Origin of the sequence: Streptomyces bungoensis (genome assembly GCF_001514215.1) — a bacterium.
Taxonomy (GTDB): Bacteria; Actinomycetota; Actinomycetes; order Streptomycetales; family Streptomycetaceae; genus Streptomyces; species Streptomyces bungoensis.
The window spans coordinates 145,096-164,173 of sequence record NZ_KQ948862.1 but is presented as its reverse complement, the minus strand read 5'-3'; the positions used below and the strand labels follow the sequence as shown (position 1 = coordinate 164,173).

Sequence of the window (19,078 nt, the reverse complement as noted above, 5' to 3'; positions counted from 1 at the left end):
CCTCGCTCTCCGGTCCGGTCATCGTGCGTCTTCGCACGGAGCGGCGGCGCGACCGTACCAAAACGTTCCCTCGCCGTAGCGACGGGACCTGAGGGCCTCGATCCCGTCCGGCCAGCGGAATTCGCCGCCTCTGGTGCTGCGCTCCACGGTGACGAGCGCGTCCGCCGCGAGCCAGCCCTGGGTGCGGAGTGTGAGGAGAATCTCCCGAAGATCGTCGTCCGTGACGGCGTACGGGGGGTCGAGGAAGACGAGGTCGTACGGCTCTTCCGGGGCCGCCGCCTTGATGATCTGCTCCGCTTTGCCGGCTCTGACCTCGGCGCCGGGAAGGCCCAGGTTTCCCACGTTCTCGCGGATGATCCGCGCGGCGCGGGCGTCGGCCTCGACGAGGAGGGTGTGGCTCGCGCCCCGGGACAGGGCCTCCAGGCCGACGGCACCCGAGCCGGCGTAGAGGTCGAGGACCCGTTCGCCGGCGAGGGGGCCGCCGAGAAGGGACTGCCAGGTGGAGAAGAGACCTTCGCGGGCGCGGTCGGAGGTGGGGCGGGTGCCGGTGCCCGGCGGCACGGCCAGGCGGCGTCCGCCGGCTGCGCCGGCGATCACGCGGGTCATGGGGGGTCCTTCTCCGTGGGCGGCTTTACGGTTCATTGTGGCTGGTCGCGCCTGCGCGGCGGTAGCCGCACATGGGGTACGGCCCCGCGCCCCTTGGTGACTCCGCTTCAGCCCTTCTCCAGGTACTGCTCCCTCTCCTCGTCCAGCAGGGCGTCCAGGGCCGTTCGCAGGCCCGGGAGGTGCTCGAGGCCGGGATCCTCGGCCACGAGTGCGGCCGCCTCCTCCCTCGCCTCCGCGATGACCTCCTCGTCCTCGATGACCGCGAGGACGCGGAGGCTGGAGCGGGCACCGGACTGGGCCTGGCCGAGGACGTCGCCCTCGCGGCGCTGCTCCAGGTCGATGCGGGAGAGCTCGAAGCCGTCGAGGGTGGCGGCGACCGCGTCGAGACGCCGGCGGGCCGCGCCGGCCTCGGGCATCTCGGTGACCAGCAGGCACAGGCCGGGCGCCGAGCCCCGGCCGACGCGGCCGCGCAGCTGGTGGAGCTGGGAGACGCCGAAGCGGTCGGCGTCCATGATCACCATGGCGGTGGCGTTGGGGACGTTCACGCCCACCTCGATGACCGTGGTGGCGACCAGGACGTCGGTCTCGCCGGCGGCGAAGCGGCGCATCACCGCGTCCTTGTCGTCGGGGTGCATACGGCCGTGGAGGACCTCGACCCCGAGGCCCTTCAGGGGGCCCTTGGTGAGCTGCTCGGCCACCTCCAGGACGGCCAGCGGCGGGCGCTTCTCGGCCTCGTCCTCGGGGGACTTCTTCCCGCCGGGCTTCTTCGGGTCGTCCTCCTCGTCGCCGATGCGGGGGCAGACCACGTAGGCCTGGTGGCCGTTGCCGGCCTCCTCGCGCACCCGCTCCCAGGCCCGGCTGAGGAAGTGGGGCTTGTCGGCGGCGGGGACGACGTGGGTGGCGATCGGGGAGCGGCCCGCCGGGAGCTGGTCGAGGACGGAGGTCTCCAGGTCGCCGAAGACGGTCATGGCGACCGTGCGCGGGATGGGGGTGGCGGTCATGACGAGGAGGTGCGGGGGCTGTTTGCCCTTGCCGCGCAGGGCGTCGCGCTGTTCGACGCCGAAGCGGTGCTGCTCGTCCACGACGACCAGGCCGAGGTCGTGGAACTGCACCTTGTCCTCGATCAGCGCGTGGGTGCCGATGACGATGCCGGCCTCCCCGGTGGCCAGGTCGAGCAGGGCGCGGCGGCGGGCGGCGGCGCCCATGGAGCCGGTGAGCAGCACCACCTTGGTCGCGTGCTCGGCGCCGCCCAGCATGCCTCCCTCGGCCAGCTCGCCCATCATCTCGGTGACGGAGCGGTGGTGCTGCTGGGCGAGCACCTCGGTGGGCGCGAGCATGGCCGCCTGGCCGCCGGAGTCGACCACGGCGAGCATGGCGCGCAGGGCCACCAGGGTCTTGCCGGAGCCCACCTCGCCCTGGAGCAGCCGGTGCATCGGGTGGTCGGTCGCCAGGTCGTCGAAGATCTCCCGGGAGACCTTCCGCTGGCCCTCGGTGAGGGTGAAGGGGAGCCGGTCGTCGAAGGCCGCCAGGAGGCCGTCGGGCGCCGGGGTGCGGGGCACGGCCGGCAGCTGGCTGTCGGCGTGCCGGCGGCGGGCCAGGGCGACCTGGAGGACGAAGGCCTCGTCCCACTTCAGGCGGGCGCGGGCGTCGGCGATGTCGGCCCTGGTGTGCGGGCGGTGGATCTTGAGGAGGGCCTCGGGGAGGGTGACCAGGCCGCGGCCCTCGCGCAGGGAGGGCGGCAGGGGGTCGAGGGCCTCCTGCGCGTGGGGCAGGACCGTCTGGACCGCCTTGCCGATCTTCCAGGACTCCAGCTTGGCCGTGGCCGGGTAGAGGGGGATGAGGGCGCCGGCCCAGCTCTCGACCGTCTCCTCGCCGTCACCTCGCAGCAACTCGTAGGCCGGGTGTGCCAGTTGGAGGCGGCGGTTGAAGACGGAGACCTTGCCCGAGAACATCGCGCGGGTGCCGGGCAGCAGGTCCTTGTGCGGCTTGTGCACGCCGTTGCCGAAGAAGACCAGCTGGAGCCGGCCGCTGCCGTCGGTGATGGTGACCTCCAGACGCTGTCCCTTGCCGCGCGGGGCCTTGGCGGAGGCGAAGGTGTGCAGGCGGGCGTCGGCGACCTGGGCGACCACCGTGACGTGCTCGTCCATCGGCAGGTCGGCGAGGTGGGTGAGCTGGCCGCGCTCCTCGTACCGGCGCGGGTAGTGGTGCAGGAGGTCGCCGACGGTGTGCAGGCCGAGGTGCTCGGCCATCACCTTCGCGGTGGCGGGGCCGAGCACCTTCTTCAGTGGTTCTTCCAGTGCGGGCACGAGATCCATTGCACACCACGGCACTGACAAAGCGGTACACGCCGCCCTGCGGATTCCTGCCCCTCGCCGTACGGATCCGGGAAACCGCTGGTCAGGCGGGACGGTCCGGCTCTAGGATGGCGCGCTCCGGCCGACCCCCGCGGTCACCGTCCCTCCGGGACCGCCCGACCCCGCGCCGAACGCCCTCTCCCCGCCACCGGCGCAGCGACGATGGACTCCCAGACCTCACAGTCATCCCAGGCATCCCAGTCACCCCACACGTTCCAGGTCGACCTGCGCGGTCTGGTGGACCTGCTCTCCCATCACCTCTACTCCAGCCCCAGGGTCTACCTGCGCGAACTGCTGCAGAACGCGGTGGACGCCATCACCGCCCGGCGGGCCGAGGACCCCGAGGCCCCGGCACGGGTGCGGCTGCACGCGTCCGACGGCACCCTGCGGGTGGAGGACAGCGGCGTCGGGCTCACCGAGTCGGACGTGCACAGCCTGCTGGCGACCATCGGCCGCAGCTCCAAGCGGGCGGAGGGCCTGCAGGAGGCCCGTTCCGACTTCCTCGGCCAGTTCGGCATCGGCCTGCTGGCCTGTTTCGTGGTCGCCGAGCGGATCCGCGTGGTCAGCCGCAGCGCCCGGACACCCGATGCCCCGCCGGTGGAGTGGACGGCACGCGACGACGGCTCGTACACCGTGCGCACGCTGCCGGACGCGGAGCGGCCGGAGCCCGGCACCACCGTGCACCTGGTGGCGCGGGCGGGGGCCGCCGAGTGGCTGGCGCCCGAGCGGGTGCTCACGCTGGCCCGCGACTTCGGCTCGCTGCTGCCCTACGACGTCCGGATCGGCGACGAGGCGGTCACGGACCTCCCGGCACCCTGGGACCGCCCGTACCCGAGCCCGGCCGCCCGCAGGGTGGCGCTGGCCCGGCACTGCCACGAGCTGTTCGGGTTCACGCCGCTGGACTCGATCGACCTGGACGTGCCGGTGGCCGGGATCCGCGGGGTGGCGTACGTGCTGCCGTCGGCGGTCAGTCCCGCGCAGCGGGCGACCCACCGGGTGCACCTGAAGGGCATGCTGCTCACCGAGCGTGCCGAACAGCTGCTGCCCGACTGGACGTTCTTCGTGCGCTGCGTGCTGGACACCGACACTCTGCGGCCCACCGCCTCGCGCGAGTCGCTGTACGAGGACGAGACGCTGGCCGCCGTCCGGGAGGCGCTCGGCGAGCGGATCCGGTCCTGGCTGACCGGGCTCGCGGCGGGCGATCCGCAGCGGCTGGCCGCGTTCCTCGCCGTGCACCACCTGGGCGTGAAGTCCCTGGCACGGCACGATTCGGACATGCTGCGCACGATGCTGCCGTGGCTGCCGTTCGAGACGACCGACGGGCAGCTGTCGCTGGAGGAGTTCGCGCTCCGGCACCCGGTGGTGCACTTCACGCGCACGGTCGAGGAGTACCGGCAGGTCGCGCCGATCGCCTCCGCGCAGGGCGTCGGGGTGGTCAACGGCGGCTACACCTACGACAGCGAGCTGGTCGAGGCGCTGCCGTCGGTGCGGCCGGGCACGGTGGTCGCCGAACTGGACGCCGACACCGTGACCGCGCACCTGGACGCGGTCGACCCGGCCGAGGAGCTGGCGCTCGCCGGCTTCCTGGCGGCCGCGCGCGCGAAGCTCGATCCGCTGGGCTGCGACGTCGTCCTGCGGGCCTTCCACCCGCTGTCCGTGCCCGCGCTGCACCTGGACGACCGGGCCGCCCGGCACGAGCAGGCCCGCGCGGAGGCCGAGGAGCAGGCCGACGACCTGTGGGCGGGCATCCTGGGCTCCCTGCGCGGCAGCGCGCCGCGCGCCCGCCTGGTGCTCAACCACCTCAATCCGCTGATCCGGCGCATCAGTTCGCTGCGCGACGCCGAACTGGTCGGCACCGCCACCGAGTCGCTGTACGGGCAGGCCCTGCTGATGGCGCAGCGCCCGCTCAGGCCGGCCGACTCCGCACTGCTCAACCGGGCGTTCATAGGCCTGCTGGAGTGGGCCACACACGGGGAGAACGGTCACCGATGACGGGGATCACGGACTTCGACGCACTGCGCCGGGCCATGGCGGAGAACTCCGAGCAGCCGGAGGGCCCGGCCCGCAACGCGCGCGCGGAGGAGCTGCTCGCCGCCGCCGAGCGGCTGAACGTGCCGCTCGCCGTGATCGAGGCGCTCGGGCACCAGCTGAAGGTCTACAACTACAGCTCCGAGAAGGACCGCATGTTCGTCCCGTTCGCGCGCCTGCTGCGCATGTGGGACGAACGGCCGGAGGACTTCGACGAGTACGAGACGCACTCGCTGCACTGGGTCTTCAAGTGGGTCTCGGCCGGCATGCTGGACCAGCCGCACATCCCGCTGGCCTCGGTCGAGAAGTGGCTCGGCGAGATGGAGCACCGCTACCGGCTGGCCGGGCACTCCGAACGGGCGGTGCGCAGCGCGGAGTTCAGCGTGGCCGCGCATGTCGGGGACCGGGACCGGGCGGAGCGCGCGTACGCCGCGTGGCTGGCCGCGGACCGGGACCGGATGGCCGACTGCCACGCCTGCGAGCTGCACGGGCAGGGCGCCTGGCAGGTCGAGTGCGGCCGGGACGCGCAGGCCCTGGAGCTGTGGCGGCCGGTGCTGGAGGGCGAGTACAGCTGCGCGCACGAGCCCCACACGGTCCTGGCCTCGTCGCTGCGGCCGCTGCTGCGCCTGGGCCGCCTGGAGGAGGCGCGCGCGCACCACCTGCGGGGCTTCCGGCTGGTGCGGGCCATGGAGAGCATGCGGGGCGCCTACGCCGCCCACGTGGAGTTCTGTGCGCTGACCGGCAACGAGGCGCGCGGCCTGGAGCTGCTCGCCGAGCGGCCGGCGTACTTCACGGACACCGGGCATCCGCGCAGCCGGATGGAGTACCTGGCGGTGGTGGCGCTGCTGATGGACCGGCTGGGCGAGGTGGGCCTGGGCGGGCAGCGGGTGCCGGGGCCGGCCGGGCGGACCTGGACGGCGGCGGAACTGGCCGCCCACGCGCGCGCGGAGGCACTGGAGCTGGCCGGGCGGTTCGACCGGCGCAACGGCACGGCGCACATCGGCGAGTGGGTCCGCGCGCGCATGGCGCAGCGCCCGCTGGTGGAGCGCCTGCCGCTGGGCGTGCGGACGGTGCGTTCCGCGCCGCCCGCGCCCGTGGCCGCGCCCGCCGGGCCCGCGGAGTCCGGGGCGCCCGGTCTGGCCGCCCTGCTGGCCGAGGCGCGCCGGCTGTCGGACACGCTGCAGCCGCACGCCCTGGAGGCGTGGGCGGCGGTCGCGCGGGCGGCCGAGGGGGCCGAGCTGGACGTGCGCGACCGCGCGGAGCTGGCCGAGCACAAGGCGATGTCCCAGGGCCCGGAGGGTGCCGCGTTGTTCGAGCGGGCCGCCGGGTTGTACGCGGAGGCGGGCGACCCCGGGGAGGCGCTGGCGGCACGCGCGCGCGGGGCGTACGTGCGGGCGCTGGCCGGTGAGGTGGACGCGGCGGCCGCCGCGGTGGCCGGGCTGTACGACGAGGTGCTCGCGCTGTACGCCGGGCAGGGCACCGGTGCGCGGCAGACCGCGTCGGTGCTGATGAGCCGGGCGCGGATCCTGATGCGCCGGGTGTACGAGGGCGCGGAGGACGCGACTTCGGGCCTCGTGTCCCCCGGGGTGCTCGCGGAGGCCGAGCAGGCCGTGCGGGAGGTGCTGGCGCTCGTGCGCGGGCATGCGGGCGGCGATGTGCGGCTGACCGCGCGGGGCGCCGAGGCGCGGGGGATGCTGGCCACGCTCGCCGAGCGCGGCGGCGATCCGGTGCGGGCGGCGGAGCTGTTCCAGCGGGCGGCCACCGACTTCGTGGCTGCCGGACTGCCCTGGTTCGCGGTCGAGTACGAGGTCCAGGTGGCCGCCCTGTCCCACCGGCTCGGTGATCCCGCCGGCTCCGAGCGGGCGCTGCGGGCGGCCCTGGAGCACGGCGGGCCGCACGTGGAGCCGACCGGGCGGGCGCAGCTGCACCTGCAGCTCGCGGAGGTGCTCGGTGGCCGCGGCGAGGCCGGCGAGGCCGCCGAGCACGCGCTGGAGGCCGCGCACTGGGCCGACGAGGCGGGCGAGAGCGGCACGCTGGGCGCCTGGGCACGGCACCAGCTGGGCGGTCTCCTGCTGCGCGAGGGGCGGTACGCGGAGGCCGCCGAGGTGCTGGAGTCCGCGCTGCCGGACCTGTCCGCCGAGACGCACGGCGACGGGGCGGTGGTCCAGGCGCAGTGGTGGCTCGGGGACTGCCTGAGCGAGCTGGGCGAGCACCGGGCGGCGGCCGAACGGCGGCTGCAGGCCGCCGAGATCGCCCGGCACTGGCCCGAGCAGCAGGACCACGCCACCCTCGCCCATCTGGCCGCCGAGTCGCTGAGCAGCGCGGGTCTGCTCGAGGAGGCGGAGCGGGCGTACGCGCGCGCGGGCGAGCTGTGGCGGGCGCTCGGCAATCCGCAGTTCCTGGTGCGCTCGCTGCGTGCCCGCGCCTGGCTGGCCCTGCGCGGGGAGGACGGCGCGGAGGGCGGGCGGGAGCTGATGGCTCGGGCGGTGCGCGTGTGCGAGGAGGCGCTGGAGGCCGCCGGGGACCCGAGGGCCCGGGACGGGCTCACCGCCGAACTCGGTCACACGCACCGCCAGTTCGGCGACCTGCTGGCCCGGTCCGTGGCCGAGGAGGCCGAGGACGAGGTGATCCAGGGCGCGTTCGAGGCGGCGCTGGTCCAGATGGACCGCGCGGTCGCGGTGTTCGGCTCGCTGGGCGCCGACGGGCTCGACAGCCGCACCGGCGCCCAGCTCGCCGCGGCCTGGCTGGAGACCGACCTCGGCCGGCCGGCGGACGCGGCGGCACGCGCGCGTGCGGTGCTCGCGGCCTACGAGGACGGCCCCGAGGACGACGAGCCCGCCCGGTCCCGCCGCACGGAGGCCCGGCAGATCCTGGGCCTCGAGGAGCCCCCGGGCCGGTGAGGGCCCGTCCCGGGGGACGGCGGCGGGTGGTACCCGTTCACTCGACGCCGATGAGGAGCGGGGCTCCCTGTCGGCCGCCGCGGTAGACCACCGTGTCGACGGCCAGGTAGGACTCGCGGACGCGTGCCTCCAGGTGGTCGGCGGCCGTCTCCGGGGCCTCGTCGCCGACGACGAGGGTGACCAGTTCGCCGCCCGCCTGGAGCATGCGCTCCAGGACGGTCTCGGCGATGGCGGTGACGTCGGCGCCGATCACCGCGACGTCGCCGTCGATCAGGCCCAGGACGTCCCCGGCCTGGCAGATGCCGGCCGACGTCCAGAACTGGTGCTCGGCGACGACGACCTCCGCGTACCGGGTGGCGCCCGCCGCCGAGGTCATCTGGACGACGTCCTCGTCGAAGCGCCGTTCCGGCTCGTGCACCGCGAGCGCGGCGATGCCCTGCACCGCCGAGCGGGTCGGGATCAGGGCCACGCGGATCCCCTCGGCGCGGGCCTGCTCCGCGGCCGCGGCGGCCGTGTGCCGCAGCTCCGCGTCGTTGGGCAGCAGGACGACCTCGCGCGCGTGGGCGCGCCGTACCGCCTGCACCAGCTCCCCGCTCGCCGGCGGCTCCCCGGGGCGCGCGAGCACGGTGGTCGCGCCGGCCTCGGCGTAGAGCCCGGCCAGGCCCTCGCCGGGCACGACGGCGACGACGGCCCGCTGGGCCCGCTCGCGCGGCGGCCGCTCACCGCCGGTGTGCACGTCGCCGAGCCCGAAGTGCGTGATCCGGATGCGGTACGGCCGCCCGGCCTCGACGCCGGCCTCCACGGCGGCACCCGCGTCGTCGACGTGCACGTGGACGTTCCACAGCCCGTCGCCGCCGACCACGACGAGGGAATCCCCGAGGGCGTCGAGCCGCGCCCGCAGCCGGGCCACCGCCTCGTCGTCGGCCTCCAGGAGGTAGATCACCTCGTAGGCCGGCCCGCCGCCGGGCCCGGCGCCGGTGTCCTCGCCGCACGGCCCGGCCTCCGGGAGGTGCCCGGCGATGGCGTGCGCGGCCTGTGCGGCCTCCACGCGCGCGTGCGCATCCGAGGCGCCCCGCGGCAGGAGGCCTCCCGGCGCCTCCCCCGTGAACGCCTCCACGAGCGCGCCCAGCACCGCCACCAGCCCCCTGCCGCCCGCGTCGACCACCCCGGCCCGCTCCAGCACCTTCAGCTGGCCGGGGGTCGCCGCGAGGGCGGTCCGGGCGCCCTCGTAGGCGGCCCGGGCGACCGTGCCGCAGTCGCCCTCGGTGTCCTCGGCGGCGGCGGCCGCGGCGGAGGCGACGGTCAGCACCGTGCCCTCGACCGGGTGGGCCACGGCCTCGCGCGCGGAGTCGGCGGCGCGGCGCAGGGCCAGCCGCAGCCCCGTGCCGTCACTGCGGTGAGGAGCCTCGCCGTCCGGTTCCCCGGCCAGCACCTGGGCCATGCCGCGCAGCAGCTGGGCGAGGATCGTGCCGGAGTTGCCGCGGGCGCCGATGAGCGCCCCGTGGGCCATGGCACGCACGGCGTCGGCGAGCGCCGGCTCCCCCGGCCCCGCCGCGTACCCGGCGAACACCGCCTCCACCGCGGTCGCCGCCGACTCCAGGGTCAGGTAGAGGTTCGTCCCGGTGTCCCCGTCGGCCACGGGGTAGACGTTGATCGCGTCGATCTCCTCGCGGGCCCGCCCCAGCGCCCGCAGCGCCAGACCGCACCAGGTGCGCACCGCGAGAGCATCGAGTGTCTGCGGCACCTGCGCCACCTGCGCCTCCCTGACTGGCTGGACGTGGGACGCAGCGTAGACCCCACGGGGGCGTCCTCCGGTGGAGGGCCGGGGACGGAGCCCCGAGCTGCCGTGGTAGTTTCCTTCTACGGGCGCAGCCGTTGTATGCTGCTCCGGTTGCCCGATCCTGATCGGGCCATTCCCCCTGGCAGCGCCAATCAAGATCTCGGATCTCAGGATCTCGATCCCGGCATGCCGGGATCAACCGTAAGTGCATCTGAAGTCTTTGGAGTGACCCGTGGCTGCCAACTGCGACGTCTGCGGCAAGGGGCCGGGCTTCGGCAACAACATCTCGCACTCGCACCGCCGTACGTCCCGCCGCTGGAACCCGAACATCCAGCGTGTGCGTACCGTGGTCGGCGGGACGCCGAAGCGCGTGAACGCCTGCACCTCGTGCATCAAGGCCGGCAAGGTCTCGCGCTGACGCACTGCTGAGCGCGCGGCCACTGCCTGGTCCGTTGCACTGAGCCGGTCCACCTCCGGGTGGGCCGGCTTTTTGCCGTACCCGCGTGCGGGCGCTCAGGTGCGCAGGCGCCACCCGTGGTCCACCGGGCCGATCCCGGCCCCCAGCGCGAACCCGGCGGCGATCGCCCCGGTGACGTACTCCTTGGCGGCCGTGACGGCCTCGGGCACGGTCAGCCCCTTCGCCAGCCCGCAGGCGACGGCCGAGGCGAGGGTGCAGCCGGTGCCGTGGGTGTGCCGGTTGTCGAGGCGCGGGGCCCGCAGCCAGTGCTCGGCGGAGCCGTCCGTGAGCAGGTCCACGGCGTCCGCGTGGCCGGGCAGGTGCCCGCCCTTGACCAGCACCCAGCGCGGCCCGTACGCCAGCACGGCCGCCGCCGCCCGCCGCAGGTCGTCCTCCGACCCGGCCCGCACCCCCGTGAGCTGGGCCACCTCGTCGAGGTTCGGGGTGGCCAGGGTCGCCGCCGGCAGCAGCCGCGTGCGGACGGCGTCCAGGGCGGAGGCCGCCAGCAGCGGGTCGCCGTGCTTGGACACCCCGACCGGGTCCACCACGGCCGGCGCGTCCGTGCCGGTGATCAACTCGGCGACCGCCTCGACCAGTTCGGCCGAGGCCAGCATGCCGGTCTTCACGGCCTGGACGCCGACGTCGTCCACCACGCTGCGGTACTGCGCCCGCACCGCCTCCACCGGCAGCTCCCAGGCCCCCTGCACGCCCAGGGAGTTCTGCGCGGTCACGGCGGTGATCACGCTCATGCCGTGCACGCCGAGCGCCAGCATCGTCTTCAGGTCGGCCTGGACGCCGGCGCCGCCGCCGGAGTCGGAGCCGGCCACGGTCAGCACCCGGGGCGGAGCCGGGGTCACGACTCGATGTCCGCGAAGTGGTCCCAGCCGCCCTTGCTCGTCCAGGGAGCCCCGTCCACGGTCACCTGGGGCAGCGCCGAGGGGTTGAGGACCTCGCCGATGACCTTCCAGCGGGCCGGCAGCTTGGCGTCCGGCGGGAAGGTCGCCACGATCGCGTGGTCCTCTCCCCCGGTCAGCACCCACTGCAGCGGGTCCACGCCGACGGCCTGGCCGATGTCGTTCATCTGGGTGGGGATGTCGATCGCCCCGGAGCGGACGTCGATGCGGACCTTGCTGGCCTCGGCGATGTGCCCGAGGTCGGCGATCAGCCCGTCGCTCACGTCGCACATCGCGGTGGCGCCGAGCGCGGCGGCGGCCGGTCCCGCGTGGTACGGCGGCTCGGGGCGGCGGTGCGCCTCCACGAAGGCGCGCGGCGAGCGGAAGCCCCGGGACAGGATCGCGTAGCCGGCCGCGGACCAGCCCAGCCAGCCGGTGACGGCCACCAGGTCGCCGGGCTGGGCGCCCGCGCGCGTGACGGGCTCCTGGTTGCGCAGATCACCGAGCGCGGTGATCGACACCATGATCGTGTCGCCGCGTACGACGTCCCCGCCGACCACGGACGCACCGGCGACCTGGCACTCGTCGCGCAGCCCGTCCATCAGCTCGCTGGGCCAGGTGACCGGGAGTTCCGCGGGCACGACCAGGCCGAGCAGCAGCGCGGTCGGCACGGCGCCCATGGCGGCGATGTCCGCGAGGTTCTGCGCGGCGGCCTTGCGGCCGACGTCGTACGCCGTGGACCAGTCGCGGCGGAAGTGCCGGCCCTCCAGCAGGATGTCGGTGCTGGCCACCACCCGGCGGTCGGGGGCGGCGACCACCGCGGCGTCGTCTCCGGGGCCGACCCGGACCGCCGGGGTGGTGGTGAGACGGGAGGTGAGCTCCCTGATGAGCCCGAACTCACCCAGCTCACCCACAGTGCCCTTCATTGCGTCAAGCCCCTTCTGTGCCTGTGCGTGCCCACTCGCGCGTCCTCAGTGTCCCCGATACCGTCGAGGTGACCGTCACCATCTGTCGTGCCCGCACCCTGGCGCGCAAGCCCGGTTCCCGCAGGTCTCCCCGTGGGGAGGGGCGACGCGATACCGTGGCGTTCCTTTTCCCCACATGATCCTCGTGGCCGCCCTGGAGGTTCCGTGGTACAGGCGTACATCCTGATCCAGACGGAGGTCGGCAAGGCGTCGACCGTCGCCGAGACGATCAGCAAGATCCCTGGAGTGCTCCAGGCCGAGGACGTGACGGGGCCGTACGACGTCATCGTGCGCGCCCAGGCCGACACCGTCGACGAGCTCGGCCGCATGGTGGTCGCGAAGGTCCAGCAAGTGGACGGCATCACGCGCACCCTGACCTGCCCGGTCGTGCATCTGTAGCCCCCGTCTACCCTTGGCCGGTGAACTTCTTCCGTCACCGGCCACTCGGCCTGCTCGCGCCCGCGCTGCTGATCGCGGTCGCGGGCTGCTCCACAGCAGACGACAGCGCGACCGTGGCGGTTCCCAGCCCCGACGCGAAAACGGCGAAGGTGTGCCGGGACCTGCACCGGGTGCTGCCCGGGAAGCTCGACGGACGGGGACGTGAGGACCCCGAGCCCCGGTCCGCCTACACGGCGGGCTGGGGAAGCCCGGCGATCATACTGCGCTGCGGTGTCGTACGGCCCCCGAAGATGGTCGATCCGAAGGTGGCCGAGGGCGGTGACCCGGACGCGGTCGCGGGCGGGGTGAACGGCGTGGACTGGCTGATGGAGCGGCTGGGGAACGGCACCTGGCGGTTCACCACGGCGAACCGCGTGGCATACGTGCAGGTCACGCTGCCCGAGGGGATGTCGGGACAGGACGGCGGGACGGCCGTGCTCACGGGGCTCGCCGCCTCCGTCAAGAAGGCGATCCCCCAGGGGATCGCCTCCATGCGCGGCTGACCCGGCGGGGGCTCAGCGCAGCCCGGTGGGGCGGCGCAGCGCGGCCTGCACCAGGCGGTCGACCAGCTCCGGGTAGCCGATGCCGGTGGCCTGCCACATCTGCGGGTACATCGAGATCGGCGTGAAGCCGGGCATGGTGTTGATCTCGTTGATGACGAACTCGCCGTCCTCGGTGAGGAAGAAGTCGGCGCGGACCAGGCCCTCGCAGGAGGCCGCCTCGAACGCCTCGACCGCGAGCCGCCGCACCTCGGCGGTCTCCTCGTCGGTGAGCGGGGCCGGGACGATGCCGGGCGTGGAGTCGATGTACTTGGCCTCGAAGTCGTAGTACGCGTGCGCGTCCGGCGGCGGGATCTCGGCCGGGACGGAGGCGCGCGGGCCGTCCTCGAACTCCAGCACCCCGCACTCGATCTCGCGGCCCCGCAGGGCCGCCTCGACCAGGATCTTCGGGTCGTGGGCCTGCGCCTCGGCGATCGCCTCGTCCAGGCCGGAGAGGTCGTCGACCTTGGTGATGCCGATGGAGGAGCCCGCGCGCGCGGGCTTCACGAACAGCGGCCAGCCGTGCTCGCCGGCGAAGTCGACGATCTTCTTGCGGGCGGCGGACTCGTCCTGCGCCCACTCGCGGGGCCGGATCACCACGTACGGGCCGACCTTGAGCCCGAAGGAGGTGAAGACCCGCTTCATGTACTCCTTGTCCTGGCCGACGGCCGAGGCGAGCACGCCCGCTCCCACGTACGGCACCCCGGACAGCTCCAGCAGGCCCTGCAGGGTGCCGTCCTCGCCGTACGGGCCGTGCAGCACCGGGAAGACGACGTCGACCTCACCGAGCGCCTTGGGCACCGAGCCGGGCTCGCTGTAGACGACCTCGCGGTTCGCCGGGTCGACCGGGAGCACCACGCCGCCCTCGGTGGACTCCGCCAGGTCCGCCACGCTCGGGGTGCGGCGGTCGGTGATGGCCATGCGCTCCGGCTCGTCGGCCGTCAGGGCCCACCGGCCGTCCGTGGTGATGCCGATCGGCAGGACGTCGTACTTCGTCCGGTCGATGGCCTTGAGGACGGCGCCTGCGGTGACCACGGAGATCCCGTGTTCGGAGCTGCGCCCGCCGAACACGACGGCCACGCGCGGCTTGCGGGACGGCTGCTCAGGGCTCTGGGGGAGGTTCTCGGTGCTCATATCGCGATGAGAGTACCTGGCAGCGGGGCCCCGATACAGCGTCGACGCAGGGGGGTCGCTCAGCGTCGCTCGGGCTTCGCGCTGCGCGACATCAGCTCCTTCAGGGCGACCACCGGGGGCTTGCCCTCGTGCACGATGTCCACGACCGTCTCGGTGATGGGCATCTCGACGCCGTGCCGGCGCGCCAGATCCGCCACCGACTCGCAGGACTTGACGCCCTCGGCGGTCTGCCGGGTGACCGCGATGGTCTCCTGCAGGGTCATGCCCTTGCCGAGGTTGGTGCCGAAGGTGTGGTTGCGCGACAGCGGCGAGGAGCAGGTCGCCACCAGGTCCCCGAGACCGGCGAGTCCGGAGAAGGTCAGCGGGTCGGCGCCGAGGGCCATGCCGAGCCGGGTGGTCTCGGCGAGGCCGCGGGTGATGAGCGAGCCCTTGGCGTTGTCGCCGAGGCCCATGCCGTCGGCGATGCCGACCGCGAGACCGATGACGTTCTTCACGGCGCCGCCCAGTTCGCAGCCGACGACGTCGGTGTTGGTGTAGGGCCGGAAGTACGGGGTGTGGCAGGCGGCCTGGAGCCGCCGGGCGACCGTCTCGTCGGTGCAGGCCACCACGGCGGCGGCGGGCATGCGCGCGGCGATCTCGCGGGCCAGGTTGGGGCCGGTGACGACGGCGATGCGGTCGGGGCCGACCTTGGCGACGTCGTCGACGACCTCGCTCATCCGCATGGTGGAGCCGAGTTCGACGCCCTTCATCAGGGAGACGAGCACGGTGCCGGGCGCGAGCAGCGGGGTCCACTCGGCGAGGTTGGCGCGCAGCGTCTGCGAGGGGACGGCGAGGACGGTGAAGTCCGCGTCGCGCAGCGCCTCGGCGGGGTCGGCGGTGGCGCGCAGGCGCTCCGGGAGTTCGACGCCGGGCAGGTAGTCGGGGTTGGTCCGCGTGGAGTTGACCGCCTCCGCCAGCTCGGGGCGGCGGGCCCACAGGGTCACCTCGCAGCCGGCGTCGGCGAGGACCATGCCGAAGGCGGTGCCCCAGGAGCCGGCGCCCATGACGGCGGCCCGGACAGGCTTGCTCACGTGCCGCTCTCCTCATCCGTGCCGGTCCGCGGGGCTTCCCCGGCGGCCTGGGCGGCCGCCTCGCCGGTCACGGACACCGGCTCCTCGCCGATGCGCGCCGCCCTCCGCTCGGCCTGCGCGCGGGTCCTGCGGCGCTGCTCGATCCGCTCGCGGCGCGGGTCGTAGGGCGTCTCGGGCGCCTTCTCGCCGCGGATCTCCTCCAGCTGGCGGGTGACGGCGGCCATGATGACCTCGGTGGCCTCCTTCAGGAGGTCGGCGGTCATCTCCTTGTCGTAGAAGCGCGACAGGTCCACGGGCGGGCCGGCGAGGACGCGGTGCGTCTTGCGCGGGAGGAGGTGGGGCTTCTTGGCGTAGGGCGGCAGCAGTTCGTTGCAGCCCCACTGGGCCACCGGGATCACCGGGCACTTGGTCTGCAGGGCCACGCGCGCTGCGCCGGTCTTGCCGGTCATGGGCCAGCCGTCCGGGTCGCGGGTGAGGGTGCCCTCGGGGTAGAAGGCGACGCACTCGCCGCGCTCCACGGCGTCGATGGCGGCCCGGAAGGCGCTGAGCGCGTCCGTGCTCTCGCGGTAGACGGGAATCTGCCCGGTGCCGCGCATCGCGGCGCCGACGAATCCCTTTTTGAAAAGCCCGCTCTTCGCCAGGAAACGCGGAACACGTCCGGTGTTGTACTGATAGTGGGCATAGGCGAAGGGGTCCACATGGGAATTGTGGTTCACCGCGGTGATAAATCCGCCCTCGGCCGGAATGTGCTCCATTCCACGCCAGTCCCGCTTGATCAGAACCACCAGCGGCGGTTTGCAGAGCACCGCGGCGAAGCGGTACCAGAAGCCGATTCTGCGGCGGGGCACGCGGACACCTTCCTTCACAAGGCCTTCGGGACTGCCACCCGGTCCGGGGGCCGCACAAGTGTCGCCCCGGGGCGCCGGTCTGTCGAGAACACCGTACGCCCGCACCTCACCGGCGCCCCCTTCGCACCCGGTCCGCCGGGTGAGAATGAGGGCGACGAGAGAGGGACGGTACGCCGGTGCAGTGGACCTTGGTCATCCCCCTGAAGCCTCTGGCGCGGGCCAAGAGCAGGCTTGCGGACACCGCCGCCGACGGGGTGCGCCCGGGGCTCGCCCTGGCGTTCGCGCAGGACACGGTGGCGGCGGCGCTGGCGTGTCCGGCGGTGTCGGATGTGGCGGTCGTCACGGACGACGCGCTGGCCGGGCGGGAGCTGGCGGAGCTGGGCGCCCGGATCGTCCCCGACGCCCCGGCAAGCGGCCTGAACGCCGCTCTCGCCCACGGCGCGGGCGCCGTGCGGCAGCGGCGGCCGCGGGCTCCGGTCGCGGCACTGAACGCCGATCTGCCGGCACTGCGGCCGGCGGAACTCGCGGTGGTGCTGGGGGCGGCGGCGCAATTCCCGCGGGCCTTTCTCGCGGATGCGGCGGGATCGGGCACGACCTTGCTGGCCGCGGGGCCGGGTGCCGAATTGCGGCCGGAGTTCGGCGTCGATTCCCGGGCCCGGCACCGTGCTTCGGGCGCCGCGGAACTGGAGCTCGGGGAAGTGAATTCGGTACGGCAGGACGTCGACACCGGCGACGACCTGCGCGCGGCGCTGGCGCTCGGGGTGGGCCCTCACACGGCCGCGGTGTCGGCGGGGTTGCTGATCCCGGGGTCGTGAGCCGCCGCCCGGCGCGTGGTACCCGCGGGCCCGGGGGCGCACCCCTCACGTCCGGCACTAGGCTGGCCGGCATGCAGGCGACCGCGTACACGTACGACCCCGACACCCGCAGCGGTCAGGTGCTGCTCGACGACGGCACCCCGGTGCCGTTCGACGCCGCGGCCTTCGACGCCGGGGGGCTGCGGCTGTTGCGGCCCGGACAGCGGGTGCGGATCGAGACGGAGGGCGACAGCGGCGCCCCGCGGATCACCCTGGTGACCCTGCAGACGCTGTAGCCACAGGCGCCCCACATGCCGCGGGCCGGGCTCCCCAGGGGAGTCCGGCCCGGCGCGTTGAGTGCCCTCGCGGCTTACGACGTCGCCTTGCGGGCGGTGGTCTTCTTGGCGGTGGTCTTGCGGGCCGTCGACTTCTTGGCCGGGGCCTTCTTGGCGGTGACCTTCTTGGCCGGGGCCTTCTGCGCCGTGGTCTTCTTGGCGGCGGCCTTGGTCGCGGGGGTCTTCTTGGCGGCGGCCGTGGTGCCCGTCGTCTTCTTCGCGGTGGTCTTCTTCGCGGCGGCGGCCGTGGTCTTCTTGGCCGTCGTCTTCTTCGCCGCGGTGGTCTTCTTCGCCGCCGCCGCGCTCGTCTTCTTGGCGGCGGCCTTCTTGCCCGCGGCCTTCGCGATGGTGGGCGGCGGGCCGGACAGGCTGCCCTTGGGCGCCTTCTTCACGGCGACCTCTCCACCGCGCGGCAGCTTCTTCGAGCCGCTCACCAGGTCCTTGAAGCCCTGACCGGCGCGGAAGCGCGGCACGGAGGTCTTCTTGACGCGAACCCGCTCGCCCGTCTGGGGGTTGCGGGCGTAACGCGCGGGCCGGTCCACCTTCTCGAAGGACCCGAAGCCCGTGACCGAGACCCGCTCGCCCGCGACGACCGCGCGGACGATGGCGTCCAGGACATGATCGACGGCGTCGGCTGCCTGCTGGCGGCCACCCACCTTGTCGGCAATCGCTTCTACGAGCTGCGCCTTGTTCACGTCTTCCCCTTCGGAGACATCGCCAGAACGAAAGTGTTCAAGCCTTTTTCGCACGTTAGGCAGATATATACCGCAAATCAAACACGAAACGGGCTTATCACCCTTGTGCCGCAACGGACTCGGTGGTCCCGGGCTGTTCAGCGGTCCTCGTCGGGGATCCGACCCTCGTCGAGGTCCGTCATGAACCGCTCGAGTCGCCGCGCCGCAGCGGCGGGATCGTGCTTGGCCGCGGCCGTAATGACCAGCAGCTTCCGGGTCAGCGCCATCCGTACGCCCTCCGGGACTTGCAGTGCGCGCACCCGTGAGTGCGCTTCCTTGAGATGGTCCGCGACCGCCGCATAGAGCTGGAGTTGGCCGTCGTGTTCCATGCACAGATTGTGCCATCTGGGGCGAGTTGTCGCCTGCGCAGGGGGCAACTGCCGCCGCCGACAGCCCTTTCGGCCCCTGTGAAAGCCCCGTTCCCACAGGGCGCGTACCCCGCCAATCACCGCCGTAACGTGGCAAGTTGAGAGCGGCCCGGCAGCGGGACGGGGCCATTCGGGTGCAGACACGGCTGTACCCCCGATCGGGGCGATCGGGGGTACAGCCGGGGCGTTGGGTGGCCGAAACCCGACCCGTCGGAGGGGGCGGTTCCGGCGTTGGTTCAGACCTGGAGCGTGCGCGGCTTGTAGGACGGCCGCTCCGCCTCGTAGGCGGCGATGTCGCCCTCGTTCCGCAGGGTGATGGAGATGTCGTCCAGCCCGTTCAGCAGACGCCAGCGGGAGTTCTCGTCCAGCTCGAAGGGGGCGGTGATGCCCTCGGCGCGTACCTCGCGGGCCTCGAGGTCGACGGTGATCTCCGCCTGCGGGTCGGCCTCCGTCAGCTCCCACAGCGCGTCCACGACCTTCTGGTCGATGACCACCGTGAGCAGGCCGTTCTTCAGCGAGTTGCCCCGGAAGATGTCCGCGAAGCGGGAGGAGATCACGGTCTTGAAGCCGTAGTTCTGCAGCGCCCAGACGGCGTGCTCACGGGAGGAGCCGGTGCCGAAGTCGGGGCCGGCGACCAGGACGGTGGCGCCCTGCCGCTCGGGGCGGTTGAGCACGAACTCGGGGTCCTTGCGCCAGGCCTCGAACAGCCCGTCCTCGAAACCGTCGCGCGTGACCTTCTTGAGCCAGTGGGCGGGGATGATCTGGTCGGTGTCGACGTTGCTGCGGCGCAGCGGGACGGCCCGGCCGGTGTGGGTGGTGAAGGCTTCCATGATCG

The 19,078-nt window shown here is 73.7% G+C and carries 18 protein-coding genes; 7 read left to right on the top strand and 11 right to left on the bottom strand.

Annotation, left to right across the window (positions count from 1 at the left end):
* Positions 1-18: 18 nt before the first annotated feature.
* Complete coding sequence (gene rsmD / locus AQJ66_RS23365) at positions 19-606, bottom strand: 16S rRNA (guanine(966)-N(2))-methyltransferase RsmD (RefSeq protein ID WP_061925716.1); 588 nt, start codon at positions 604-606, stop codon at positions 19-21.
* A gap of 107 nt (positions 607-713) precedes the next feature.
* Complete coding sequence (gene recG, locus AQJ66_RS23360; protein WP_061925712.1) at positions 714-2,921, bottom strand: ATP-dependent DNA helicase RecG; 2,208 nt, start codon at positions 2,919-2,921, stop codon at positions 714-716.
* 201 nt (positions 2,922-3,122) lie between these two features.
* Between recG and AQJ66_RS23355 the strand changes: the two genes are divergently transcribed.
* Both AQJ66_RS23355 and AQJ66_RS23350 read left to right on the top strand, forming a co-directional pair.
* Positions 3,123-4,952, top strand: a complete 1,830-nt coding sequence (locus AQJ66_RS23355) for an HSP90 family protein (protein ID WP_061925709.1) — start codon at positions 3,123-3,125, stop codon at positions 4,950-4,952.
* Positions 4,949-7,888, top strand: coding sequence for a hypothetical protein (locus tag AQJ66_RS23350; protein ID WP_061925707.1), 2,940 nt, complete (start codon positions 4,949-4,951; stop codon positions 7,886-7,888). The genes AQJ66_RS23355 and AQJ66_RS23350 overlap by 4 nt, the downstream gene beginning before the upstream one ends.
* 37 nt (positions 7,889-7,925) lie before the next feature.
* Here the strand turns inward: AQJ66_RS23350 and AQJ66_RS23345 are convergent, their stop codons facing one another.
* Entirely contained in the window at positions 7,926-9,641 is a 1,716-nt protein-coding gene (locus tag AQJ66_RS23345; protein ID WP_061925704.1) for a DAK2 domain-containing protein, read from the bottom strand.
* Between the two features lie 259 nt (positions 9,642-9,900).
* On the opposite strand from AQJ66_RS23345, the gene rpmB reads away from it, so the two are divergent.
* Entirely contained in the window at positions 9,901-10,086 is a 186-nt protein-coding gene (gene rpmB, locus AQJ66_RS23340) for a 50S ribosomal protein L28 (protein WP_003993230.1), read from the top strand.
* A 95-nt stretch (positions 10,087-10,181) separates the two neighbouring features.
* Here the strand turns inward: rpmB and thiD are convergent, their stop codons facing one another.
* The gene (gene thiD / locus AQJ66_RS23335; protein ID WP_107119024.1) at positions 10,182-10,982 is read right to left on the bottom strand and encodes a bifunctional hydroxymethylpyrimidine kinase/phosphomethylpyrimidine kinase; all 801 of its coding nucleotides are present in this window, start codon (positions 10,980-10,982) and stop codon (positions 10,182-10,184) included.
* Entirely contained in the window at positions 10,979-11,944 is a 966-nt protein-coding gene (locus tag AQJ66_RS23330) for a thiamine-phosphate kinase (RefSeq protein WP_061925701.1), read from the bottom strand. Before AQJ66_RS23330 ends, thiD begins: the two co-directional genes overlap by 4 nt.
* 204 nt (positions 11,945-12,148) lie before the next feature.
* On the opposite strand from AQJ66_RS23330, the gene AQJ66_RS23325 reads away from it, so the two are divergent.
* Both AQJ66_RS23325 and AQJ66_RS23320 read left to right on the top strand, forming a co-directional pair.
* Positions 12,149-12,382, top strand: a complete 234-nt coding sequence (locus tag AQJ66_RS23325) for an Lrp/AsnC family transcriptional regulator (protein ID WP_059252806.1) — start codon at positions 12,149-12,151, stop codon at positions 12,380-12,382.
* Positions 12,383-12,402: 20 nt separating this feature from the next.
* Complete coding sequence (locus AQJ66_RS23320) at positions 12,403-12,924, top strand: DUF3515 domain-containing protein (protein WP_061925698.1); 522 nt, start codon at positions 12,403-12,405, stop codon at positions 12,922-12,924.
* 12 nt (positions 12,925-12,936) lie between these two features.
* Here the strand turns inward: AQJ66_RS23320 and AQJ66_RS23315 are convergent, their stop codons facing one another.
* The 3 genes from AQJ66_RS23315 to AQJ66_RS23305 are packed head-to-tail and all read right to left on the bottom strand — an operon-like array spanning position 12,937 to position 16,012.
* Complete coding sequence (locus AQJ66_RS23315) at positions 12,937-14,094, bottom strand: D-alanine--D-alanine ligase family protein (protein WP_061925696.1); 1,158 nt, start codon at positions 14,092-14,094, stop codon at positions 12,937-12,939.
* 59 nt (positions 14,095-14,153) lie between these two features.
* On the bottom strand, positions 14,154-15,164 hold the full coding sequence (locus AQJ66_RS23310; RefSeq protein ID WP_061925693.1) for an NAD(P)H-dependent glycerol-3-phosphate dehydrogenase: 1,011 nt from the start codon (positions 15,162-15,164) through the stop codon (positions 14,154-14,156).
* On the bottom strand, positions 15,161-16,012 hold the full coding sequence (locus tag AQJ66_RS23305) for a lysophospholipid acyltransferase family protein (protein WP_061925690.1): 852 nt from the start codon (positions 16,010-16,012) through the stop codon (positions 15,161-15,163). The genes AQJ66_RS23310 and AQJ66_RS23305 overlap by 4 nt, the downstream gene beginning before the upstream one ends.
* 176 nt (positions 16,013-16,188) lie before the next feature.
* On the opposite strand from AQJ66_RS23305, the gene cofC reads away from it, so the two are divergent.
* Positions 16,189-16,827, top strand: a complete 639-nt coding sequence (gene cofC, locus AQJ66_RS23300; protein ID WP_061925687.1) for a 2-phospho-L-lactate guanylyltransferase — start codon at positions 16,189-16,191, stop codon at positions 16,825-16,827.
* A gap of 71 nt (positions 16,828-16,898) precedes the next feature.
* On the top strand, positions 16,899-17,102 hold the full coding sequence (locus AQJ66_RS40150) for a hypothetical protein (protein ID WP_061925684.1): 204 nt from the start codon (positions 16,899-16,901) through the stop codon (positions 17,100-17,102).
* A gap of 74 nt (positions 17,103-17,176) precedes the next feature.
* Here AQJ66_RS40150 and AQJ66_RS23290 read toward each other — a convergent pair whose 3' ends face one another.
* The 3 genes from AQJ66_RS23290 to leuD form a co-directional block, all read right to left on the bottom strand.
* A complete protein-coding gene (locus tag AQJ66_RS23290; RefSeq protein ID WP_061925680.1) occupies positions 17,177-17,836 on the bottom strand; it encodes an HU family DNA-binding protein in 660 nt (219 codons plus the stop codon).
* Positions 17,837-17,973: 137 nt separating this feature from the next.
* Entirely contained in the window at positions 17,974-18,204 is a 231-nt protein-coding gene (locus AQJ66_RS23285) for an SCO5555 family protein (protein WP_061925677.1), read from the bottom strand.
* A gap of 275 nt (positions 18,205-18,479) precedes the next feature.
* Positions 18,480-19,073: a 3-isopropylmalate dehydratase small subunit gene (gene leuD, locus AQJ66_RS23280; RefSeq protein ID WP_061925674.1), complete on the bottom strand. Its 594-nt coding sequence runs from the start codon at positions 19,071-19,073 to the stop codon at positions 18,480-18,482.
* Positions 19,074-19,078: the final 5 nt, after the last annotated feature.